15 protein-coding genes and 1 riboswitch are annotated in these 18,063 nt (G+C 35.3%); of the genes, 7 read left to right on the top strand and 8 right to left on the bottom strand.

Going from position 1 to position 18,063, the window contains the following annotated elements:
* Positions 1-6 precede the first annotated feature (6 nt).
* The gene (locus K6959_RS06850) at positions 7-885 is read left to right on the top strand and encodes a phosphorothioated DNA-binding restriction endonuclease (protein ID WP_223087997.1); all 879 of its coding nucleotides are present in this window, start codon (positions 7-9) and stop codon (positions 883-885) included.
* Between the two features lie 260 nt (positions 886-1,145).
* On the opposite strand, the gene K6959_RS06845 is transcribed toward K6959_RS06850, so the two are convergent.
* From K6959_RS06845 to thiC, 4 genes are all read right to left on the bottom strand, one after another.
* Positions 1,146-1,706: an NAD(P)H-dependent oxidoreductase gene (locus K6959_RS06845; protein WP_223087996.1), complete on the bottom strand. Its 561-nt coding sequence runs from the start codon at positions 1,704-1,706 to the stop codon at positions 1,146-1,148.
* 29 nt (positions 1,707-1,735) lie between these two features.
* Positions 1,736-2,725, bottom strand: a complete 990-nt coding sequence (locus K6959_RS06840; protein WP_223087994.1) for a TraB/GumN family protein — start codon at positions 2,723-2,725, stop codon at positions 1,736-1,738.
* Positions 2,726-2,966: 241 nt separating this feature from the next.
* A complete protein-coding gene (locus K6959_RS06835; protein WP_163243143.1) occupies positions 2,967-3,167 on the bottom strand; it encodes a hypothetical protein in 201 nt (66 codons plus the stop codon).
* The gene (thiC, locus tag K6959_RS06830) at positions 3,145-4,812 is read right to left on the bottom strand and encodes a phosphomethylpyrimidine synthase ThiC (protein ID WP_223087992.1); all 1,668 of its coding nucleotides are present in this window, start codon (positions 4,810-4,812) and stop codon (positions 3,145-3,147) included. Before thiC ends, K6959_RS06835 begins: the two co-directional genes overlap by 23 nt.
* Before the next feature lie 206 nt (positions 4,813-5,018).
* Positions 5,019-5,130, bottom strand: a riboswitch (TPP riboswitch).
* Positions 5,131-5,280: 150 nt separating this feature from the next.
* Here thiC and K6959_RS06825 point away from each other — a divergent pair.
* A complete protein-coding gene (locus K6959_RS06825; protein WP_223087991.1) occupies positions 5,281-6,492 on the top strand; it encodes an MFS transporter in 1,212 nt (403 codons plus the stop codon).
* A gap of 560 nt (positions 6,493-7,052) precedes the next feature.
* Here K6959_RS06825 and K6959_RS06820 read toward each other — a convergent pair.
* Positions 7,053-8,477, bottom strand: coding sequence for an aminotransferase-like domain-containing protein (locus K6959_RS06820; protein WP_223087989.1), 1,425 nt, complete (start codon positions 8,475-8,477; stop codon positions 7,053-7,055).
* A gap of 246 nt (positions 8,478-8,723) precedes the next feature.
* Between K6959_RS06820 and K6959_RS06815 the strand changes: the two genes are divergently transcribed.
* Positions 8,724-9,614 carry a DMT family transporter gene (locus tag K6959_RS06815; protein WP_223088331.1) on the top strand — a complete coding sequence of 297 codons (891 nt, stop codon included), beginning with the start codon at positions 8,724-8,726 and terminating at the stop codon, positions 9,612-9,614.
* A 173-nt stretch (positions 9,615-9,787) separates the two neighbouring features.
* Here K6959_RS06815 and K6959_RS06810 read toward each other — a convergent pair whose 3' ends face one another.
* Together K6959_RS06810 and K6959_RS06805 are read right to left on the bottom strand one after the other, a co-directional pair.
* A complete protein-coding gene (locus K6959_RS06810; protein ID WP_163243138.1) occupies positions 9,788-10,846 on the bottom strand; it encodes a cytochrome ubiquinol oxidase subunit I in 1,059 nt (352 codons plus the stop codon).
* On the bottom strand, positions 10,846-12,183 hold the full coding sequence (locus K6959_RS06805; RefSeq protein ID WP_223087988.1) for a c-type cytochrome: 1,338 nt from the start codon (positions 12,181-12,183) through the stop codon (positions 10,846-10,848). Before K6959_RS06805 ends, K6959_RS06810 begins: the two co-directional genes overlap by 1 nt.
* Before the next feature lie 440 nt (positions 12,184-12,623).
* On the opposite strand from K6959_RS06805, the gene K6959_RS06800 reads away from it, so the two are divergent.
* The 4 genes from K6959_RS06800 to K6959_RS06785 all read left to right on the top strand — a co-directional run bounded on the left by K6959_RS06800 (position 12,624) and on the right by K6959_RS06785 (position 16,568).
* Complete coding sequence (locus K6959_RS06800) at positions 12,624-13,403, top strand: IclR family transcriptional regulator (protein WP_163243136.1); 780 nt, start codon at positions 12,624-12,626, stop codon at positions 13,401-13,403.
* Between the two features lie 362 nt (positions 13,404-13,765).
* Positions 13,766-14,785 (top strand): TRAP transporter substrate-binding protein, encoded by a 1,020-nt coding sequence (locus K6959_RS06795; RefSeq protein WP_223087986.1) that lies wholly within the window; start codon positions 13,766-13,768, stop codon positions 14,783-14,785.
* Positions 14,786-14,798: 13 nt separating this feature from the next.
* Positions 14,799-15,287, top strand: coding sequence for a TRAP transporter small permease (locus tag K6959_RS06790; RefSeq protein WP_223087985.1), 489 nt, complete (start codon positions 14,799-14,801; stop codon positions 15,285-15,287).
* A gap of 3 nt (positions 15,288-15,290) precedes the next feature.
* Entirely contained in the window at positions 15,291-16,568 is a 1,278-nt protein-coding gene (locus K6959_RS06785) for a TRAP transporter large permease (protein ID WP_163243133.1), read from the top strand.
* Positions 16,569-16,819: 251 nt separating this feature from the next.
* On the opposite strand, the gene K6959_RS06780 is transcribed toward K6959_RS06785, so the two are convergent.
* Complete coding sequence (locus K6959_RS06780) at positions 16,820-18,001, bottom strand: hypothetical protein (RefSeq protein ID WP_223087982.1); 1,182 nt, start codon at positions 17,999-18,001, stop codon at positions 16,820-16,822.
* Positions 18,002-18,063 lie beyond the last annotated feature (62 nt).

Here is an 18,063-nt window from a genome sequence, read left to right as displayed (position 1 = left end):
AAAAGATTGAATAGAGAAAAGTTACTTGAGCATGTAAAAACGTTAGCAGTCTGGAAAAAAAAAGGTGTGAGAGCTCCTCATAAACCATTACTTTTACTTTACGCCATTAGTCAAGTAAAAAATAACAGTCAGCGACTTTTCATTTACAGTGAAATAAAAGAGAAACTTAAAGAGTTACTAATAGAATTCGGACCAGTGAGAAAATCCTATCATCCAGAAGAACCATTTGTCCGCTTAGTGCATGATGGATTATGGGAGCTGTCTAACGATCAGGTTAATACGAAAAACCCTAGTAATAAAAAATTAATTGAGGAAAACATTGCCGGGGGATTTACAACCGATGTTTATCAACTCTTAAAGAAAGATACTAGTTTAGCCCAGGAAATAACTGAAATGATTTTACAACTGCACTTTCCAGAAACTATTCATGAAGATATTTTAGCAGCTATTGGGCTTGATTTTAGTACAATAAAAAAGAAAAGAGACCGGGATTTTAGAGATAAAGTTTTAAAAGCATATGAATATTCTTGTGCGGTTTGCGGTTTCCGTGTTCACTTAGGTCATCATTTAGTTGGAATTGAAGCTGCACATATTAAATGGCACCAAGCAGGCGGTCCAGATATTGAGGAAAATGGAATTGCACTCTGCTCTCTCCACCATAAACTTTTCGATCGTGGAGTTTTTACAATTGATCCATCTAGAAAGATGATTGTTTCAGAATACGCACATGGCAATAACGGCTTTGAAGAATGGTTAATGAAATATCATGGTCAAACGATCAAATCACCGTTACAGCCAACATATAATCCGAACGATCTCTACTTAAACTGGCATGTGAGAGAAGTATTCAAAGGACCTGGAAGATATACTACTACTTCTAATTAATTGATCAATACCTAAACGATCTTCATAATCGAACGTTTGGGTATTGATCATGTTGAATCTATGTTCATAATAGCTAATCGATTTTAGTTACCGAGCCCCAGAATTCAGATTTCTATGAAATTGAACCCCTTATGATCAGAATCTAATTATTAAAATGTTTCGTAATTTCAACTAGATTACTTTTTTATTCCCGAATTCCACAGTTTTAATTCCTACACAGGTGATGTTTTATGAACTCCTTTAAGAGGGCTATAAAAAAGCTATATATGAAAAATATCTTTTAAATGTTTTTTTACATCTGCCAATCTCTTTTCAAGGTTAGGATCTCGCATTGCTTTATATAATGAGAAAGTTTTTAACGGTTTCAATCCGCAATACTCCATTGTTTTATGCACGCTAAAAAGGACTTCATCTTCATTTTTCCCTTCAAGAAAGTTCAAGTGATCTTTCGAAAATTCCTTTTCAGATGCACCCCAGCTAAGAGAAAGCATATAGTATTTATTTGTAAACAGCCCGCCGCGACCAAACTTTTCGGATTCGGATTTTGTAAAAAATATATTTGGTTCAAATACATCGTCAATATACTTTTTCAGCACACCAGGGAGATTAAACCAATAAATTGGTGTTTGGATGATAATAACATCTGCCCATTTGAATTTTTCGATTTCATCAGGAACATCATATCCATCATATACAACCGTCGTTTTAATTTCATATTTTTCCTTAAGTATATGATAGATTGAAGAGCACATTTCCTTAGTAAGATTGCCTTTTGCCCGTTCATAATAATCGTGACCATCGATTAATAGTACATTTTTCATTGAATGAACTCCTTCCTGTAAAAGTACTTTTAAAATTGTTCTTCCACAGTGAATCCTTTATTTTGGAGTATATTTACGATGCCGTTCTCTCCCACAAAATGAGCCGCCCCGACGATAACAAAATAAGTTCCTTTTTCTTCGCTATTTAAAAACTCTTCAATTTTAACAGCCATATCTTTATTTCGTTGATCCATAAACACTTCATTAAATTGCTTATACTCTTCACTATCATCCTCAGACTCTAGTAAAACTTGACTAAGCTGTTCAGCGTTACCTGATTTCCAAGCGGTTACGAGCTTCTCTATGTTTTCTTTAGCGGTTTTCTTTTCAGCAAAATAAACTTCTATCAATTTTTTTTGGATTTCCGGAGATAATTGATCAAATAAATCGAGTTGAAAGGTTACTCCTTCTAATTCAATGATCTCTTTATCATCTTTTTCCTTTTTTAAGAAGTGATAATCAATTCCCAGTTCAGAATCGTAGCCAAGCTTTTGCGCTTGCAGGCCCTCTAAAACCATTGAAATATACCATGTTTCATATTCATTTAACATTGATATATTAATCCCGTACTCTTGCAACTCTGATTTCAGCTGGCTGTATAAATCGGCTGGTAAGTCGGCTTGCAGTGTCTTTCCGTCTGCATATTTCGCTTTTTCCTCTAGCTCTTTCTGCATTTGCAATTGATTCATATTAAAAATATCCGCTTCAACTGCTAAATATGTTGATTGATCAAATGCTGTTTCAATTTTTTCATGTAAAGGATAAAAATCTTCAGTCGCGACGTGAATTGAACCTAACATATAGACAACGTTGTCATTATGAGTGATTTTCCAAAAAGGACCGATCGTCCCAGGCTTTTCATCAGCTTGTTCTTTTTTAGCTGATTGATCTTCTTTCATTTTAATACTTTGTGATTTTTTTTCGTCTGCTTTTTGCTCTGCTTCCTCCGTCGTACTGCATGCCGTCATACTAAATACGAGAACAAGTAACATGAGTAAAACATTGAATAATTTCTTCATCCGGCAAAAACATCCTTTCAATCTAACGTATTCACTTATCAATTCAAACTAACTAAAAATGATTAAAAACCCAATAAATGGCTCTTAATTACTATAACATATTCAACTCTGAAACTAACATCATTCTTTTTAACTAATTAAAAAAAGCTGAACAATTGGCACTCTTTTCTGCGGTACCAATGATTCAGCTTTAATCTGTTTGCTATGCTACATAATTGTGAGAATGATGTGTTTATAAAGCTTAATAATAAAGAACCTCTACTTTTTCACACTTTTTGCATTGACGATAACCTGTCATCTCAACATACTCATGCAAGCAATGATGTTGAATGTGTTTAATTTCAGCTTGGAGCTGCTGAATATGTTCTTTATGTTTCTTTATTTCTCTTTTTAGCTCACCGACGTTAGCTGCTTCCGATTTATTGATAAATAGATGAGCCACCTTCGACAAACTCCTTTGCCTTTTCTTTCAATCCTTTTTCAATCTCTTCTTCCGACATGTTTCGAATATCATGAGAAATCCTCATTGAACAAAATTTTGGACCGCACATTGAACAAAAATGGGCTGTTTTAGCTCCTTCTGCTGGAAGTGTTTCATCATGATACTCTTTTGCTCGCAACGGATCTAAAGACAGATTAAATTGATCATTCCAGCGAAACTCAAAACGGGCTTTTGATAAAGCATCGTCTCGTAACTGTGCTCCCGGATGACCTTTTGCTAAATCAGCTGCATGTGCAGCAATTTTGTAGGCGATTACTCCTTCGCGCACATCGTTTTTATTCGGTAACCCTAGGTGCTCTTTTGGCGTTACATAACATAACATTGCTGTACCGAATGAACCAATCATTGCTGCCCCAATTGCTGAAGTAATGTGATCATATCCTGGTGCAATATCGGTTGTAAGTGGTCCTAATGTGTAAAATGGCGTGTCATGACAAAGTTGTTGCTGTTTTTCTACATTTTCTTTAATTAAATGCATCGGGACATGTCCAGGCCCTTCAATCATTACTTGAACATCATGCTTCCAAGCGATTTTCGTTAATTCGCCTAATGTTTCAAGCTCAGCAAATTGTGCTTCATCATTAGCATCCGCGATAGAACCTGGTCGTAACCCATCACCTAATGAAATCGAAATATCATATCTTTTTAAAATTTCACAAATATCTTCAAAGTGTGTGTAAAGAAAATTCTCTTTATGATGGGCTAAAAACAATTGCGCCATAATCGAGCCGCCGCGAGAAACAATTCCAGTTGTTCGTTTACTTGTTAAAGGAATATACCGTAATAATACCCCTGCATGGATTGTAAAATAATCAACACCTTGTTCAGCCTGCTCAATTAGCGTATCACGGTAAATCTCCCACGTAAGGTTTTCCGCAATGCCATCGACCTTTTCGAGAGTTTGATAGATTGGAACAGTACCGACTGGAACAGGAGAATTACGAATAATCCATTCTCTTGTCGTGTGAATATGTTTTCCAGTGGATAAATCCATAATCGTATCTGCTCCCCAACGAATGGCCCATGTCATTTTCTCTATCTCTTCAGAAATAGATGAAGAAACTGCAGACGTTCCAATATTAGCATTCACCTTCACATGGAAATTTCGCCCGATAATCATCGGTTCACTCTCGGGATGATTAATGTTTACAGGGATAATTGCTCTTCCAGACGCAACTTCTTTGCATACAAATTCTGGATCAAGATTTTCCCTTATAGCGACAAATTCCATTTCCGGTGTAATGATCCCTTTTTTTGCATAATGCATTTGGGTGACAGTTTTTCCTGTTTTCGCTCTCACTATTTTTTTATTTGTAAATATATTGTCTTCGAATGTTACTCTAGGCGAATACTCCTCAACATCACTGCGTTCTAATATCCATTGTCTACGAAGGGGCGGCAATCCTTTTTCTATCTTTATATCGCAATGAGTATCTGTATACGGTCCGCTAGTATCGTACACTCGTACAGGCGGATTTTCTTCAGGTGCACTTTGAGAGATTTCTCTCATCGGAACTTTTATATCTGGTCTCGATCCTTCTATATAAACTTTTTTACTATTTGGAAATGGGGTTAAATTTGCCATATTTTCATCCTCCGTTTTCTACTCGCTTATTTTTTTGAATCAGTCGTTTTTCATTCACACTTCTATATCACGAATAGCTTCATTTATTTATCAATAAAAAACACCTCCAATGTAATAGCACTGGAAGTGAAAGCGGTAATAAACAAAGAACATCATGGCTGTAGTCAAAAAAGCAGACTCCGGCAAGGGGAATCTGCTTATGCATGACGAAAATCCATACACTTCCCTACGCTGGTTTTAACCAGATCAGGTTCAAGGGTCAAAGACTATCGGGTCTTAATCTCAGCCGGCCATATCCCGGCACCCCCAGTGCCAAATATTCAATTTACAATACATTCATAACTATACCATAACATTCCTTGTTTTTAAAGCTTCATTGTTATCAAATTAAATGACAACTCATATAAATTCAAGTATACTATTGCTTACAATTCGAAAATCGAAATAAATATTGTGAGGAAATTGCCTATGTGGAGAAACCGTAATGTATGGATTATCTTATTTGGTGAGTTTATTGCAGGTCTTGGCTTATGGACGGGAATAATCGGAAACTTAGAATTTATGCAAGATAAAATACCTTCTGATTTTGTCAAATCTTTAATTTTATCAAGTGGGTTACTAGCAGGTATTATCGTTGGTCCGCTCGCCGGAAAAATAATAGATCAGACAAAAAAGAAAACAGTCATGGTTTATTCAGGCTTAGGCAGAATGTTTAGTGTCGTCTTTATGTTTATCGCTATTTACACGGGCTCCGTTTGGTGGATGGTGTTATTTATGATTAGCATGCAAATTTCTGCCGCTTTTTATTTTCCCGCTCTCCAATCAGCTATTCCACTCATTGTGAAGGAAAAGGATTTATTGCAATTAAATGGAGTTCATATGAATGTCGCAACTTTGTCTCGAGTTATTGGCACCGCACTTGCAGGAGCAATGCTCGTTGTAATGTCGCTATTCATGCTATACATCTCATCGTTTATCGCTTATTTTATTCTCTTTATTTTTACGTTATTTTTACAAATTGAAGAAACGAACAAACAAAAAAATATTTCTGAAAATCAATCAAAAGGTGACTTTAAAGAAGTATTGCCGATTATTAAAGGTTTTCCAATTATTATGATGACATTAATTATGACCCTTGTACCATTGTTATTTATCGGTGGTTTTAACTTAATGGTCATCAATATCAGTGAAATTCATCATGATCCTTCCGTGAAAGGATTGATTTATGCAGCAGAAGGAATTGCTTTTATGATTGGAGCTTTTTTCATCAAACAAATCAGTCATAAATGGTCACCTTATGGAATTATGTTCTTCTTTTCCGTTATAATTGGGTTAGCCCAATTGTCATTATATTTCGTTGATTTCAAATTACTAACAATCGCTTCATTCGCTGTCTTTGGTTTTGCAGTTGGATGCTTTTTCCCAACAGCCGCTACGATATTCCAAACAAAAATGCCTAAAAAATATCATGGACGTTTCTTTTCATTTCGAAACATGCTTGATCGGATCATTTTCCAAATCGTTCTTTTAGGAACAGGTTTTCTGTTAGATTTAATTGGATTAAAAATGATGGTGATTGTATTTGGGATTATTTCCTTATCGTTAACAACTATTTTTTATATTCGTTACAAACGTTACAGTAGGGAACAAAATCAAAAAAAAGATGTTACAGCAGTATAAAAAAACGGATTTAGCTTAGAAGCAATTTTTTTAGCTATTCTGACGATATATCCGAGTGAGAACACGAGTTCCATAATGTCGTATAAGACTGCTTTCTTACACGAAGAACCCTAAAAAACTATTATGATGCGAATAGTAAATTTCACTTTAAGTGGAAATTTATGATAAAATAAAAGCAGCGATAGAACAGGCTTTCTATTTAAGGGTGGTCGGCATTCATCCCAACAGGAGGGGGTGATGCTGTTGTCAGTTTTTGAAGCGTTGATGTTTGCACTGGCTTTTACTGGTTTAGTCATTTCAGTGCTGTCATTTAACCAAAAAAAGAAATAACCCACCCTTGAGCTTGCCGGCTAAGATGGATTATTTCTTCATTTCTACGCCCGATCTCCCCTTTAAAGGGAACTGTTCTATTGTGACCAAAGATGAAACAACATCTTTGGTCTTTTTTAAATATATGTATTCTTTTACTTATATTATACAAAAAATCTCGAAAATAAACTATTTTTTTATTATGTCATATTTTTGAATATGTAGCTAATTCGACAACATCTAATAAAAAATTATTTTTTAATAAGCTGCTTGATTAGTTGACTAAGCTGTTGAATTCCTTGTTTCAACTCAAGGATGGGTGCATACGCATAAGAAAGCCGAAGATAACGTCCTGAATCTTCCCCATAAATATGGCCAGGATTAATAAGCAGTCCATTAGCTCGTGCCTTCATAAACAGATCTCTCATTGAAATTTTCGGCTTTATTTGTATCCAGACAAACAATCCTCCTGATGGGATCTCCCAACAAGCAATATCGCTTAAATAAGTTTCTAATGCGAATAGCACAATCCCCCTTCGTACTTTTAATTGCTCTCTTACGTAAACTAAATGCTTTTCATATAAACCGCTATCAAGCCATTCAAATGCAACACTTTGCGAGATCGAGCTTGAACCATAATCTGTTTGCATTTTAATATCCGCCAAACGCTCAATAACAGGCTCTGATCCTACGATCCAGCCAATTCGCAAGCCGGGGCTTAAAGTTTTCGATAGACTGTCAACAAATAAAACATGACCTGAGGAATCGAAGGCTTTTAATGGCAACGGCGGTTTTTCATCAATCCACAACTCTCGATAAATATCATCTTCAATCATTGGGAGCTGTTCTTTTTCACACAATTTAAGAATTTCTTGACGATGTTGAGATGATAATAATCTTCCTGTCGGATTGTGAAAGCACGGAATCGTATATAAAATCGCTTGCTCTCGCTTCGACTTTCGCGTAAAAAAATCGCTTTGATCTAATGAGACACCAGTTAACTTCATCCCTGCTGATTGAAACAAATGAAGTGAGTACAAATACGAAGGTTTTTCTAGTAAAATCGTTGAGCCTATTTTTAAAAGACCAATCGATATTAACTGCAATGCCTGTAATGCCCCGCTCACAATCAAAATAGAGGCAGGAGAAGCTTTAATACCAATTGTTAATAAATAGTTGCTTATCGCTTCACGCAAATGTAGTGATCCCTTCGGTTCCTCATATCCAAATGAACTCATTTTTTCACTTGCTCTTCTCATTACATCCCTCATCGTCTGCAACGGAAAAAGTTCGGGGGACAGCTCACCTTTGCTTAGTTGGATTAAACTTGAATTCGACTCTGTAGCATTAATCTCTTGAACTGTTGTTTTACTAGGCTCATATATCCCTAACGGAACATTATCATTCCAATTTGGAAGTGAGGTTGCTGCTAATAATGACCATGTATTATTAATAACAATTGTTCCCTTCCCCATTTTACCCTCAATTAAGCCATCTGCCGCTAATTCCTCTAATGCGGTAATAACAGTACTTCTGTTTACATTTAGCAACTTCGCCAGTTGGCGTTGGCTGGGGATCTTACTTCCAATCGGCCATTCTCCATTGGAAATTTTATCACGTATAAAAGTGATAATTTGTTGATATTTAGGTGTTCGATCATTTAGTTTCAAGTTCATCTTACAATCCCTCATTTAAAAAGGTGGTTGGTCTTTTTTAGACTAACTGGTTGAGGACATTTTTGCAAATAGTCCGTAAAATAAAAAAGATGAATTAAATAAAAAGAAAAAAAAGTTTTTTTTCCTCGAAAAATGAAACGATTGCTATTTAGGTGGAAACAAGTCATAACGAAATGCAAAATGCGAAATTTTTTTAAGGAAGTGTTAAATAAATCATGAAAGAGAAAAAAAAAAAACACCGTCAGTATTTATAGGGTACAGCATAACTATTTTTTTCTTTGGGCTTCGGCATTTCCAGCGATTCGAATTGGCTTAGAAGCATATAGCCCTTTGCATTTAACTTTACTGCGTCTTCTTGTTGGATCTCTCGCTCTTGTCATTTTCGCTCTTATTACGCGCATGAGGCTGCCACATATAAAAGATATTCCGATGATTTTGCTTCTTGGGGGATTCGGCTTTGCTGCCTATCATACAGCTTTAAACTATGGAGAAATGACAGTGAGCGCTGGTGCCGCTAGTTTAATTATTTCAACAGCGCCCATTTTTACTGCTCTATTATCGTTATTCTTTTTCAAAGAACGATTAAAAATATCGGCTTGGATTGGCGCAGTCGTTAGTTTATTAGGCGTTGCCTTCATTTCCCTCGGCTCTTCAGATCACCTTCATTTGAATAGCGGGGCATTATTCGTTCTTATTGCCGCTTTTGTCGAGAGTATTTATTTTGCCTTTCAAAAGCCTTATTTAAAAAAATATGGATCACTTGCATTTACGACTTATTGTCTCTGGGCTGGAACGTTGTTTATGCTTATATTTCTTCCTGGACTTGGTGAGGAAATAATGGCAGCTCCGTTTAAAGTGACCTTGAATGTCGTTTACTTAGGAATCTTTCCAACTGTAATTGCTTATATCGCTTTAGCCTATGTTACAAGTCGTGTCGGGGCTTCTGAAGCGACAAGCTCCCTTTATTTAATTCCTGCTCTTGCATTTATAATTTCTTGGATCTGGCTCGGTGAATCACCAACTCAGCTTACGATAATTGGCGGATGTATAACGCTTTTTGGCGTCTTTCTTGCAAATATGAAAAAGGGGGAAAATAGTAAGTCTCACTCACAAAGCAAAATTGAAACAAAGTTTTAACAGACTTTATTTTGTTGATTCTTATGAGATAGTGACCTCATACGCTTTTCTACTTTAGAAAAAGGTCTTTCTAATAAATCATCGTGTTAGATAACATAGCTATCAAAAAATAAACAGCATCTATCATGTTTATAGACAGATGCTGTGTTTGTCGTTATTATTTTTTCATTCTCTTATTCGCTTACTTCTATAGAAGTTGTTCTTACGTTATCAGCCTTATACGGTTCTAAGTAGGATTCACGCAATTCGTGGCGCATCCATCCCATTAAACCAAGAACAAGAACGAAAGTAGTCATAGATAAAATAAAGTATTTTCTTTTATCATGCTTTAACAATAAATATAAGAAGAAAGAAAGTAATAGAGTGATAAAGATTGAACCTATTAGCAGTCCTGTTAGTAAAGCACTATCTCCCATATAAAGCATCATAATATCGCGTTCAAAACTCATTAATAAAACAGTTCCTGCTACTAATTGAAGTAATGTTGTCCAAAGCATTACTTTTACACCAAACTTTTTGCCATCTTTAACGACTTCTGCTTTTTCTTCTTTCGTCATGCCCGCTCTATCAGCAATTTTTCTCTCAGCTCGTGCATTCCAAAAGTATAGATAAAATCCTGCAACGGCAAAGCTTGCTAAAATAAAGTGGAAATATCTTTGCCAAATTTGTGGATAGTATACTAAACCATGGAAAAATCCTTTTGAGCCTTCCCACATTTCTGGATAAAGCATTGAGACAACGTTCACAATGAAAATGAGTGGAACAAATAGTAATAGTAAACTACCAGTTGCACCAATTAAAACGTGTAGTTTCTTTTTTCCTCCGCCCATTTTATCCCAACTAAATTTATATAAATATAAAATGAGAAAAGCAGCGATTAATAGAATAATAAGTGACAACCAAGCCTTACCAATTAATAATGTTGATGGATAAAAATATTGTGTGTAAATAACACTAATAATTAATAACGGCGCTACCCCAATTACAACAGCAATACTTTTCATTATCGATGCATGTGTTGCTAATTGGAAAGCTAAGTTGTCGTATTTTTTATCTTTCTTAACGATCCCTTTTATTTCTTGAAAAACAGCAAGGGATGAAGAACCGACTGTAATGTTAACAAATAAAATGTGAAGTAAAAAGCTAATAACAAGTAAGATTTCAAAAAAACCAATATTTCCTGGGATCACTAATTCAATATCTTTCGGTATAATCGACCCTAATTGCCACATTATTGATCCCCCTCCATTGCTGTTGATTGATTTTCTTCATTGACAACATTATACAAGTAATGTGCTAATGCCTTACGTTCTTCATCTGTTCCCATAAATGGAGGCATAAAATATCTTGTCTCATGAAGGGTTGTAATATAATTTGCTATTGAATCCTCTGTCCAGCCGTTAAGACGATTAGAAAATGCGCGTTTATCTCTCCAACCATCGACAGTGTGACAAACTAAACATTGACCTTTATACAATTCACGGCCAGCTTCCATTTTATTTTCTTCTGTTACTTCCTTCACCTTTGCAAAAGTAGAGTTTGCCAAATATCCTTCTTCTTTATACTGTTCCTTATCTTTCGCCAGTGTACCGTTGGCATACATATAGTTATAAATGATATACGGTTTACGAACAGATTCGCGTACCATTTCAAACTCTGCAATGAATCCCATTGAAGCAACCAATACTCCAAGTGATAAAATAAGCGGTACTTTCTTGGGTGATTTCGCCATCCAAAATGCAAAAATAAGAAAAGCAGCAAGACCAAGAAGATTAACGATTTTAAACATGTTTTCGCTCATTCCAGTTGACCAAACGACAAGGTCATAAGCTTCTTGTGGAATGTTGGCCAAATACCAGGCACCAGTTATTAAGATAGCTGGCAAGGAGATGGCTGTCCAAAAACTAAATACTTTATAAACCTCTTTTTGTAAATCCTTATCCTTGATAAAAATATTAATAAGAAAGGCAATTAATGCAACCGCTAACATTAAAGCAATAAACGTTCTAAAAGCTAGAGACGGCATGTAAGTTGGATTGAAAAATGCATTCCAGAATGATAATGTTTCTGTCCATTTTCCTGGAGTTAATTTTGCTGATAAAATTCCAGTAATAATGGCTGCAGTCAACCATGAAAAGATGACAAGCGCCCAACCAATTCGGTTATGAATAACCTTTTTAGCTCCTTTAAATTTATCCCATGTGTAGAAATAAATGATTAAAAGAACCACTTCTGTTATAAAGACGATCCATTCTGCAAACCATGCCCAAAAGAAAATTCTCAGTAATGAACCGATTGAATCTGGTTGGATGACAGTTGTAGAGAACCAAATTCCAACCCCTGTTATCGCACCAACTGTGGTCGTTATGATTAGTATCCATTTACTAAACTTCCGCGCCACTCCATCAAGCTTTTCATTGTTCGTTTTCATCCCCCTATATTCGAGGGATACCATTAAGGTCGAAGCCCCGATAGCTACTCCATGGCTAACAATTACGTGAATAATTGCAATAATAGCAATTACTGTTCCATTTCCAAGCCACGGGAATTCAACGACAGGAAAGTTCATCTCTTCCCCCTCCATCCATGAAGTTTGTTGTATTTACTTAACGCCTTTAGTATAGAATTAAATTGTGATGAATCTGTAAAATCTAAGCGACAGTTTTTAAACATATTGACAGTGTTAAACCTGCTTGGAGCTTGTGATAAAGGGGATTTTTAAGAATTATCATCAGTTCAAGCCTAAACCGATCAAGAGAACATTTTGGTCATTAAATTGTCACTTTTTATAAAGAATCGATCCGTGTTATTTAGTTTGTATTAAAATATATATTTAAAGTAAATATTTTCAAATTTTTTAATGATCGTCCTCGTTCCAAATGAACATTTACATGTTCTTTTACCATAATAAGGAGACTATTTTTATTGTTATTTTTCTCAACTTTTGGATGGAAACGCTTTTCTCTGATATACTGAGGAAAATTTGATCTTATCGAGGAGAATAAAAGAATGGTTAATGAGAAAAAAAATAATTCTATGATTCAATCACTTCAATTAGGTATGAGCATTGTCGAGTTAATCGCGTCACAGGAACAACCGCTAAAGTTTTCTGACATACAGGAATTGTCTAATATTACCAAAAGTAACCTTTATAAATATTTAAATACGTTAACACATTTAGGCCTTCTACATCGAGATAAAAGAGAAGGAACATACATACTTGGAAGTAAACTAATTGAATATGGTGTGGCAGCGATTGGTCACCAAGATACGATTAGTAAAGTAACGCCATATTTACAAGAAATAAGCCGAAATACTTCATTAACTTCACTATTAGCCGTATGGACATATGAAGGTCCTGTGATTGCTAATATTTGGAGTTCAAGTCAAGGCTTAAATATCGGTGCACAAATAGGAACTAAATTACCTATTTTGTCATCTTCAGGGAAAATATTTTCGGTATTTAACGATCAAGCTCTTATAAAAGAATGGAAAACAAATGAATTAAATCTACTATCTAATGAAGAGCAAATGTTATTTGAACAAGAAACGCAAGAGATTAAAAAAAATCACATTGCTTTTGCAAAGGAACCTCTTGTCCCATTCGTATCATCTATTTCTATTCCTTTGTTTAACTACAGTGCTAGTTTGCTCGGTGCAATAACCGTTGTTGGATTTTCTCAGCATATTCCACAAACAATTGAAAGCAAAACTGCTGCATATTTGCTAAACATGTCAACCGAGATTTCTAACATTTTCGGTTATCAAAAAGATAAAAGCGCAAAGTAAATATTGGATTATTTCCCCAATCATTTTTACAGTCTAAAGCCAACAATCTCCTTCGATTTGTTGGCTTTATTGATTAAAAATAGCACGCCCTCATTCCTTTAACGTTAAAAACAGACATCCACCTTCGATTATTCATCTTACATATTGAATTGTAAAATTTTCAAATAAAATAAATTTTCTAAATTTTTTTTGACAATCAATTCGATCCCGTTATAATAAAAGTGAATTGAATTCACTATTTCGATAATGTAAACGGGGATTGCAGGATTTCAGCGATATCGCACATAAATATAATCTATTTATCCTGCCTATTAAGCTATTGATAATTGAAAACACTTTCACAACAAAGGGGGGAATTTTACATGAAAACAACTTACACAAAATTGCTAGCTCTTTTTTTTTTTGTAGTCCTTACTTTCACGATCACAGGCTGTGGAAACAACTCAAAGAAAACTGAATCATCAAACAATGAGAATTCAGCCTACACATTTAAGGTTTCTCATGTGACGCAAAAAGATCATATATGGCACAAAACCGCAGAGAAATTTGGCGAAGAGCTTGAATCGCTGTCAAACGGGAGAATGAAGCTTGAAATTTATCCTGCATCCCAATTAGGACAAGAAAAAGATATGGTGCAACAGCTTGAAACGGGATCAATTGATTTTGGATTTTTAACGAACGCCTATATGAGTACACGTCAAGAATCTTTAAATGCGTGGTTTTTACCTTTTACATTTAAAAACTTAGATGAAGCTAATAAGGCTAGACAATCTGAGGCAGCACGCGAAATGTTAAAAGAGCTGGAAGACCAAGGGTTAGTTGGTTTAGATTTTATTTTTGTCGGTAATCGCCACATTTTATTGAAAGATGATCATATTTCATCGCCCCATGATCTTAAAGGTAAAAAAGTAAGAATTATCGGAAGCCCAATCATTCAAGATTTCTGGAAGGCTACTGGAGCAGGTCCTACTGCAATGCCGCTTCCGGAAGTTTATACGTCACTTCAAACTGGTGTCATTGATGGAATTGATATTGATTTAGATGCGCTAGTAACTGAAAAATATTATGAGAACGCGAAGCAATTAACGTTAACAAATCATATGACATTTCCAGCAGTCATTGTCATGAGTAAACAATCGTACTCAAGCTTGTCAAAAGAAGATCAACATATTGTGAACGAAGCGATTAAAACAGCAGTTGATTGGGGGGTCGAGGAAGCAATTAAACGTGAAGAGGAGAATCTTGAAAAGCTTAAAGCGGCTGGTGTAGAGGTAGAAGAACTATCTGATATCAGTTCATTTGCTGCTATTAAAAAGGAAATTCAAGAAAAATATCAACAACAATCTCCGATTATTAAATCATTTATAGAGTCGCTTGAATAATGGAGGAGGCAGTATGAATTTCATTCACAAAATAAGTAACTTGGTTTTTAACATTGAAAAGCTCTTAGCGATTATATTATGCACGTTAATGCTTAGCTCGCTTTTTGCAGGAGTTGTCTTTCGGTACGCTTTAAATGCTCCTTTAACATGGTCAGAAGAAACGGCTATTTTTTCGCTCGTCTGGCTTACTTTCATCGGCGGGAGCATGGGGATTAAAAGCCAAAAGTCTGCTGTAATTACACTTTTTATGGACAAGTTTCATGGGAAATTAAGAATGATTTTAATGGCAATCAGTATTTTAGCTTTATTATTGTTCGTTGTATATATTTTCTACTTGTCAGTTATTTGGCTTTCGTCGCCTACAGTCTTATTGCAAAAATCCAATTCGATGCAGATGCCAATGATCATTGCTTATTTAAGCGTTCCTGTCAGCTTCTTTTTTATCTTTATTCACTCTCTAGATTTACTAATCAAAAAATTCCGTCAAGAAAAGGAGGCGTAACATTTGCTGGCAGCATTGATCATCTTCATTATCTTGCTTTTACTTCAAGTGCCTATCGCTTTTGTACTTGGAATTACAACAATTTCATATATCATTTTAAGTAATAATTTAGGACTGCTGCCTACAGCTCCACAGCGCCTATATTCAGGGCTTGAAAGCTATGGATTACTGGCAATTCCGTTATTTATGCTTGCTGGAGAGTTAATGAACTCAGGCGGCATTACGAAAAGACTGATTCATTTTTCAAAAACAATCGTTGGACACTTTAGAGGCGGTTTGGCATATGTAAACGTTGTTTCTAATATGCTTTTAGCATCCATTATCGGTTCGGCAACTGCGCAAATTGCGATGATGAGCAGAACAATGGTTCCAGCAATGGAAAAGGAAGGATATTCAAGAGAGTTCAGTGCTTCGACAACCGCAGCAGCCGGACTGCTTGGACCGATTATCCCTCCAAGTATGCTCTTCATTATTTATGGTGTTTCATCCGGGGCATCAATTGGAACGATGTTTTTGGCAGGCATTTTACCTGGCTTGATTCTTGGACTTAGTATTATTTTACTTATCGCTTATACAGGAAAAAAACAGCAATGGCAAAGTTCAGAAAGAGCCAGTCTGAGTAAAATAGGACGTTCATTCATTGAAGTGATCCCTGCTTTATTAGTACCTGTTATTATTATTGCTGGGATATTAAGCGGAATTTTCACACCGACTGAATCAGCTGCCATTGCCTGTGTTGTCGCACTGTTAATCGGGTTCTTTTTTTATCGGGAATTAACAATTAAAGATCTTCCTAAAGTGATAATTAACACAACCATTACTACTGCGACAATTACAATGCTAATTGCTATGGCAAATTTATTCGGCTGGATGCTGTCTTTTGAACAAATTCCACAAGCAATTGCTGAATGGATGGTATCTCTTACAGAAAATCCAATTATTTTTCTCTTATTAGTAAACATATTCTTACTATTAATAGGGATGGTTATGGATGGAATTGCTGCTCTTATTATACTAGTTCCGATTTTCACGCCGTTGCTGGCTAATTTTAATATTGATCCTGTCCACTTTGGGGTCATTATTTGTCTAAATTTAACAATTGGTTTATTAACTCCGCCGGTAGGTGCTGGGCTATATATTGCATCAGCACTCGGTCAAGTAAAGCTTGAACAATTAACAAAAGCAATTTGGCCGTTTTTAATTGTTTCACTTGCCTCCCTTCTTATGATTACTTACTGGCCAGATCTTGTCCTTTGGCTTCCAACGATTATGAATAATTAACGAGATAAATATAGCCCGCCCATCAAACGAATGGGCGGGCTGACTGTTAACAGACGATCGCTTCTGCCTCATTGCTTAGCGCTTCAACTGACAGGTGTATTCAAGCAGTCTTTCGGAATTTTTTATCTATAATATGACTGCCCATCAAACGAAGGGCAGATCTTTATTTTAAAGTATGAAATATGTAACACGTAAAGCATTCTAAGCCAAAACAGCGTAACTGATCATCTTTAGCTACGTGCTGACCGTTTTTAATCAATCACTTTAAAATCATAGATGAATTGCTCGGTTAAGCCTTGTGAAATAACTTGCTTTAAATCAGGTACTTTTACTCTCGCTACCCTTTCCCCATTTAGTGAATATTGATCGATCATATGTGTATTCAGAGCACGGTCGTAATGAAAAAAGTATAAGTCGTCGTTTTTTAAATAAATAAATTCGTCATAGTAATATTCATCTCTTTCATAATCTAAAAAGGAAAACTGCCGGTTCACTTCTTTTGAATCTAGGTGAAAGGAATAAACATTTCCAAAGCCATCGACAAAGTAAAGCTGGTTGCCAACTATTGTAGAACTGTTCATGTTAAATGGATAATATGTAGGATCTTCGCTAGGTAAGTATTCTTTTAAAATATAATCGTTAATGATGACGGCGTCTTGCTTATGAATCTCTAACAACTTAATAAAGCTTTTATCCGATTGTTTATGATAGTATGTAAAGAAAAGTGAATTTTTATATTCTAATAAGTTAGAAAACGGAATTTCAATACTCGCTTCACTTAGTAACGTTTTCTTTTGCTTTAGCTTTTCACCATTTAATTCAAGCGTCATTAAATATAAGTTTTCTGCCCCATCCTGCTCTAAATCAGTTGTCATAAGGAAAATCTTTTGACCATCATTTCCTTGTGTGATGATATATTCTTCAATATCTTTACAACTATTTTTACTGTTCATTCCCCATCTAATAGTTGAGCGATAGCTTTCAAAATCATCTTTATATCCTTGATTAAAAATTGCATAATAAATATTTTTATCATCCAAAAAACCTGCAGATTGACCATATCCTGAATAAATCTCACAAGTACTGCGATTTGAATGAATGGCATTCGTTTTTTTATTTATCGTGTTTACACTTGTCTTCTCATTCATAATTAGATGATCTTTTGTTTCGATTAATGCATTTGCATTTGATTCTACACCTTCACCTTTAATATCATAAATCTTGCCTTCTTTGTTCACAAAAATAGTATGGCTCTCACCTTCACCTACAACAGCTGAGGATGAATAGATGATACTAGCAAAAGGCTGATTGAGATCCACTTTTTTTGTAACAGCAGAATGCCCTCCAAACTTAAAGAAAAAAAAGCAAATCCCTCCCGCCAATACAACAAAAACAGCAATCAAGGCTGCGATGCTTTTCCTTTTACCCGTCATTTTTACCCTTCCTTTATTAAGAAGTATAAAAAGAGGAATGCTAGATTCCTCCTTTTTTCTAC

It is taken from the genome of Bacillus aquiflavi (genome assembly GCF_019915265.1).
In the GTDB taxonomy this organism is placed as follows: Bacteria; Bacillota; Bacilli; order Bacillales; family Cytobacillaceae; genus Bacillus_BT; species Bacillus_BT aquiflavi.
The sequence above is the reverse complement of the archived record's forward strand: the minus strand, read 5'-3'. Positions and strand labels throughout refer to the sequence as shown.

What these genes read in the sequence shown, in the direction of transcription:
- K6959_RS06840 (WP_223087994.1), bottom strand. Translation starts at nt 2,725, where the DNA reads ATGAAGAAATTATTCAATGTTTTACTCATGTTACTTGTTCTCGTATTT.
- K6959_RS06790 (WP_223087985.1), top strand. Translation starts at nt 14,799, where the DNA reads ATGAATTTCATTCACAAAATAAGTAACTTGGTTTTTAACATTGAAAAG.
- K6959_RS06810 (WP_163243138.1), bottom strand. Translation starts at nt 10,846, where the DNA reads ATGTGGCAATTAGGGTCGATTATACCGAAAGATATTGAATTAGTGATC.
- K6959_RS06825 (WP_223087991.1), top strand. Translation starts at nt 5,281, where the DNA reads ATGTGGAGAAACCGTAATGTATGGATTATCTTATTTGGTGAGTTTATT.
- thiC (WP_223087992.1), bottom strand. Translation starts at nt 4,812, where the DNA reads ATGGCAAATTTAACCCCATTTCCAAATAGTAAAAAAGTTTATATAGAA.
- K6959_RS06795 (WP_223087986.1), top strand. Translation starts at nt 13,766, where the DNA reads ATGAAAACAACTTACACAAAATTGCTAGCTCTTTTTTTTTTTGTAGTC.
- K6959_RS06780 (WP_223087982.1), bottom strand. Translation starts at nt 18,001, where the DNA reads ATGACGGGTAAAAGGAAAAGCATCGCAGCCTTGATTGCTGTTTTTGTT.
- K6959_RS06820 (WP_223087989.1), bottom strand. Translation starts at nt 8,477, where the DNA reads ATGAACTTGAAACTAAATGATCGAACACCTAAATATCAACAAATTATC.
- K6959_RS06805 (WP_223087988.1), bottom strand. Translation starts at nt 12,183, where the DNA reads ATGAACTTTCCTGTCGTTGAATTCCCGTGGCTTGGAAATGGAACAGTA.
- K6959_RS06800 (WP_163243136.1), top strand. Translation starts at nt 12,624, where the DNA reads ATGGTTAATGAGAAAAAAAATAATTCTATGATTCAATCACTTCAATTA.
- K6959_RS06845 (WP_223087996.1), bottom strand. Translation starts at nt 1,706, where the DNA reads ATGAAAAATGTACTATTAATCGATGGTCACGATTATTATGAACGGGCA.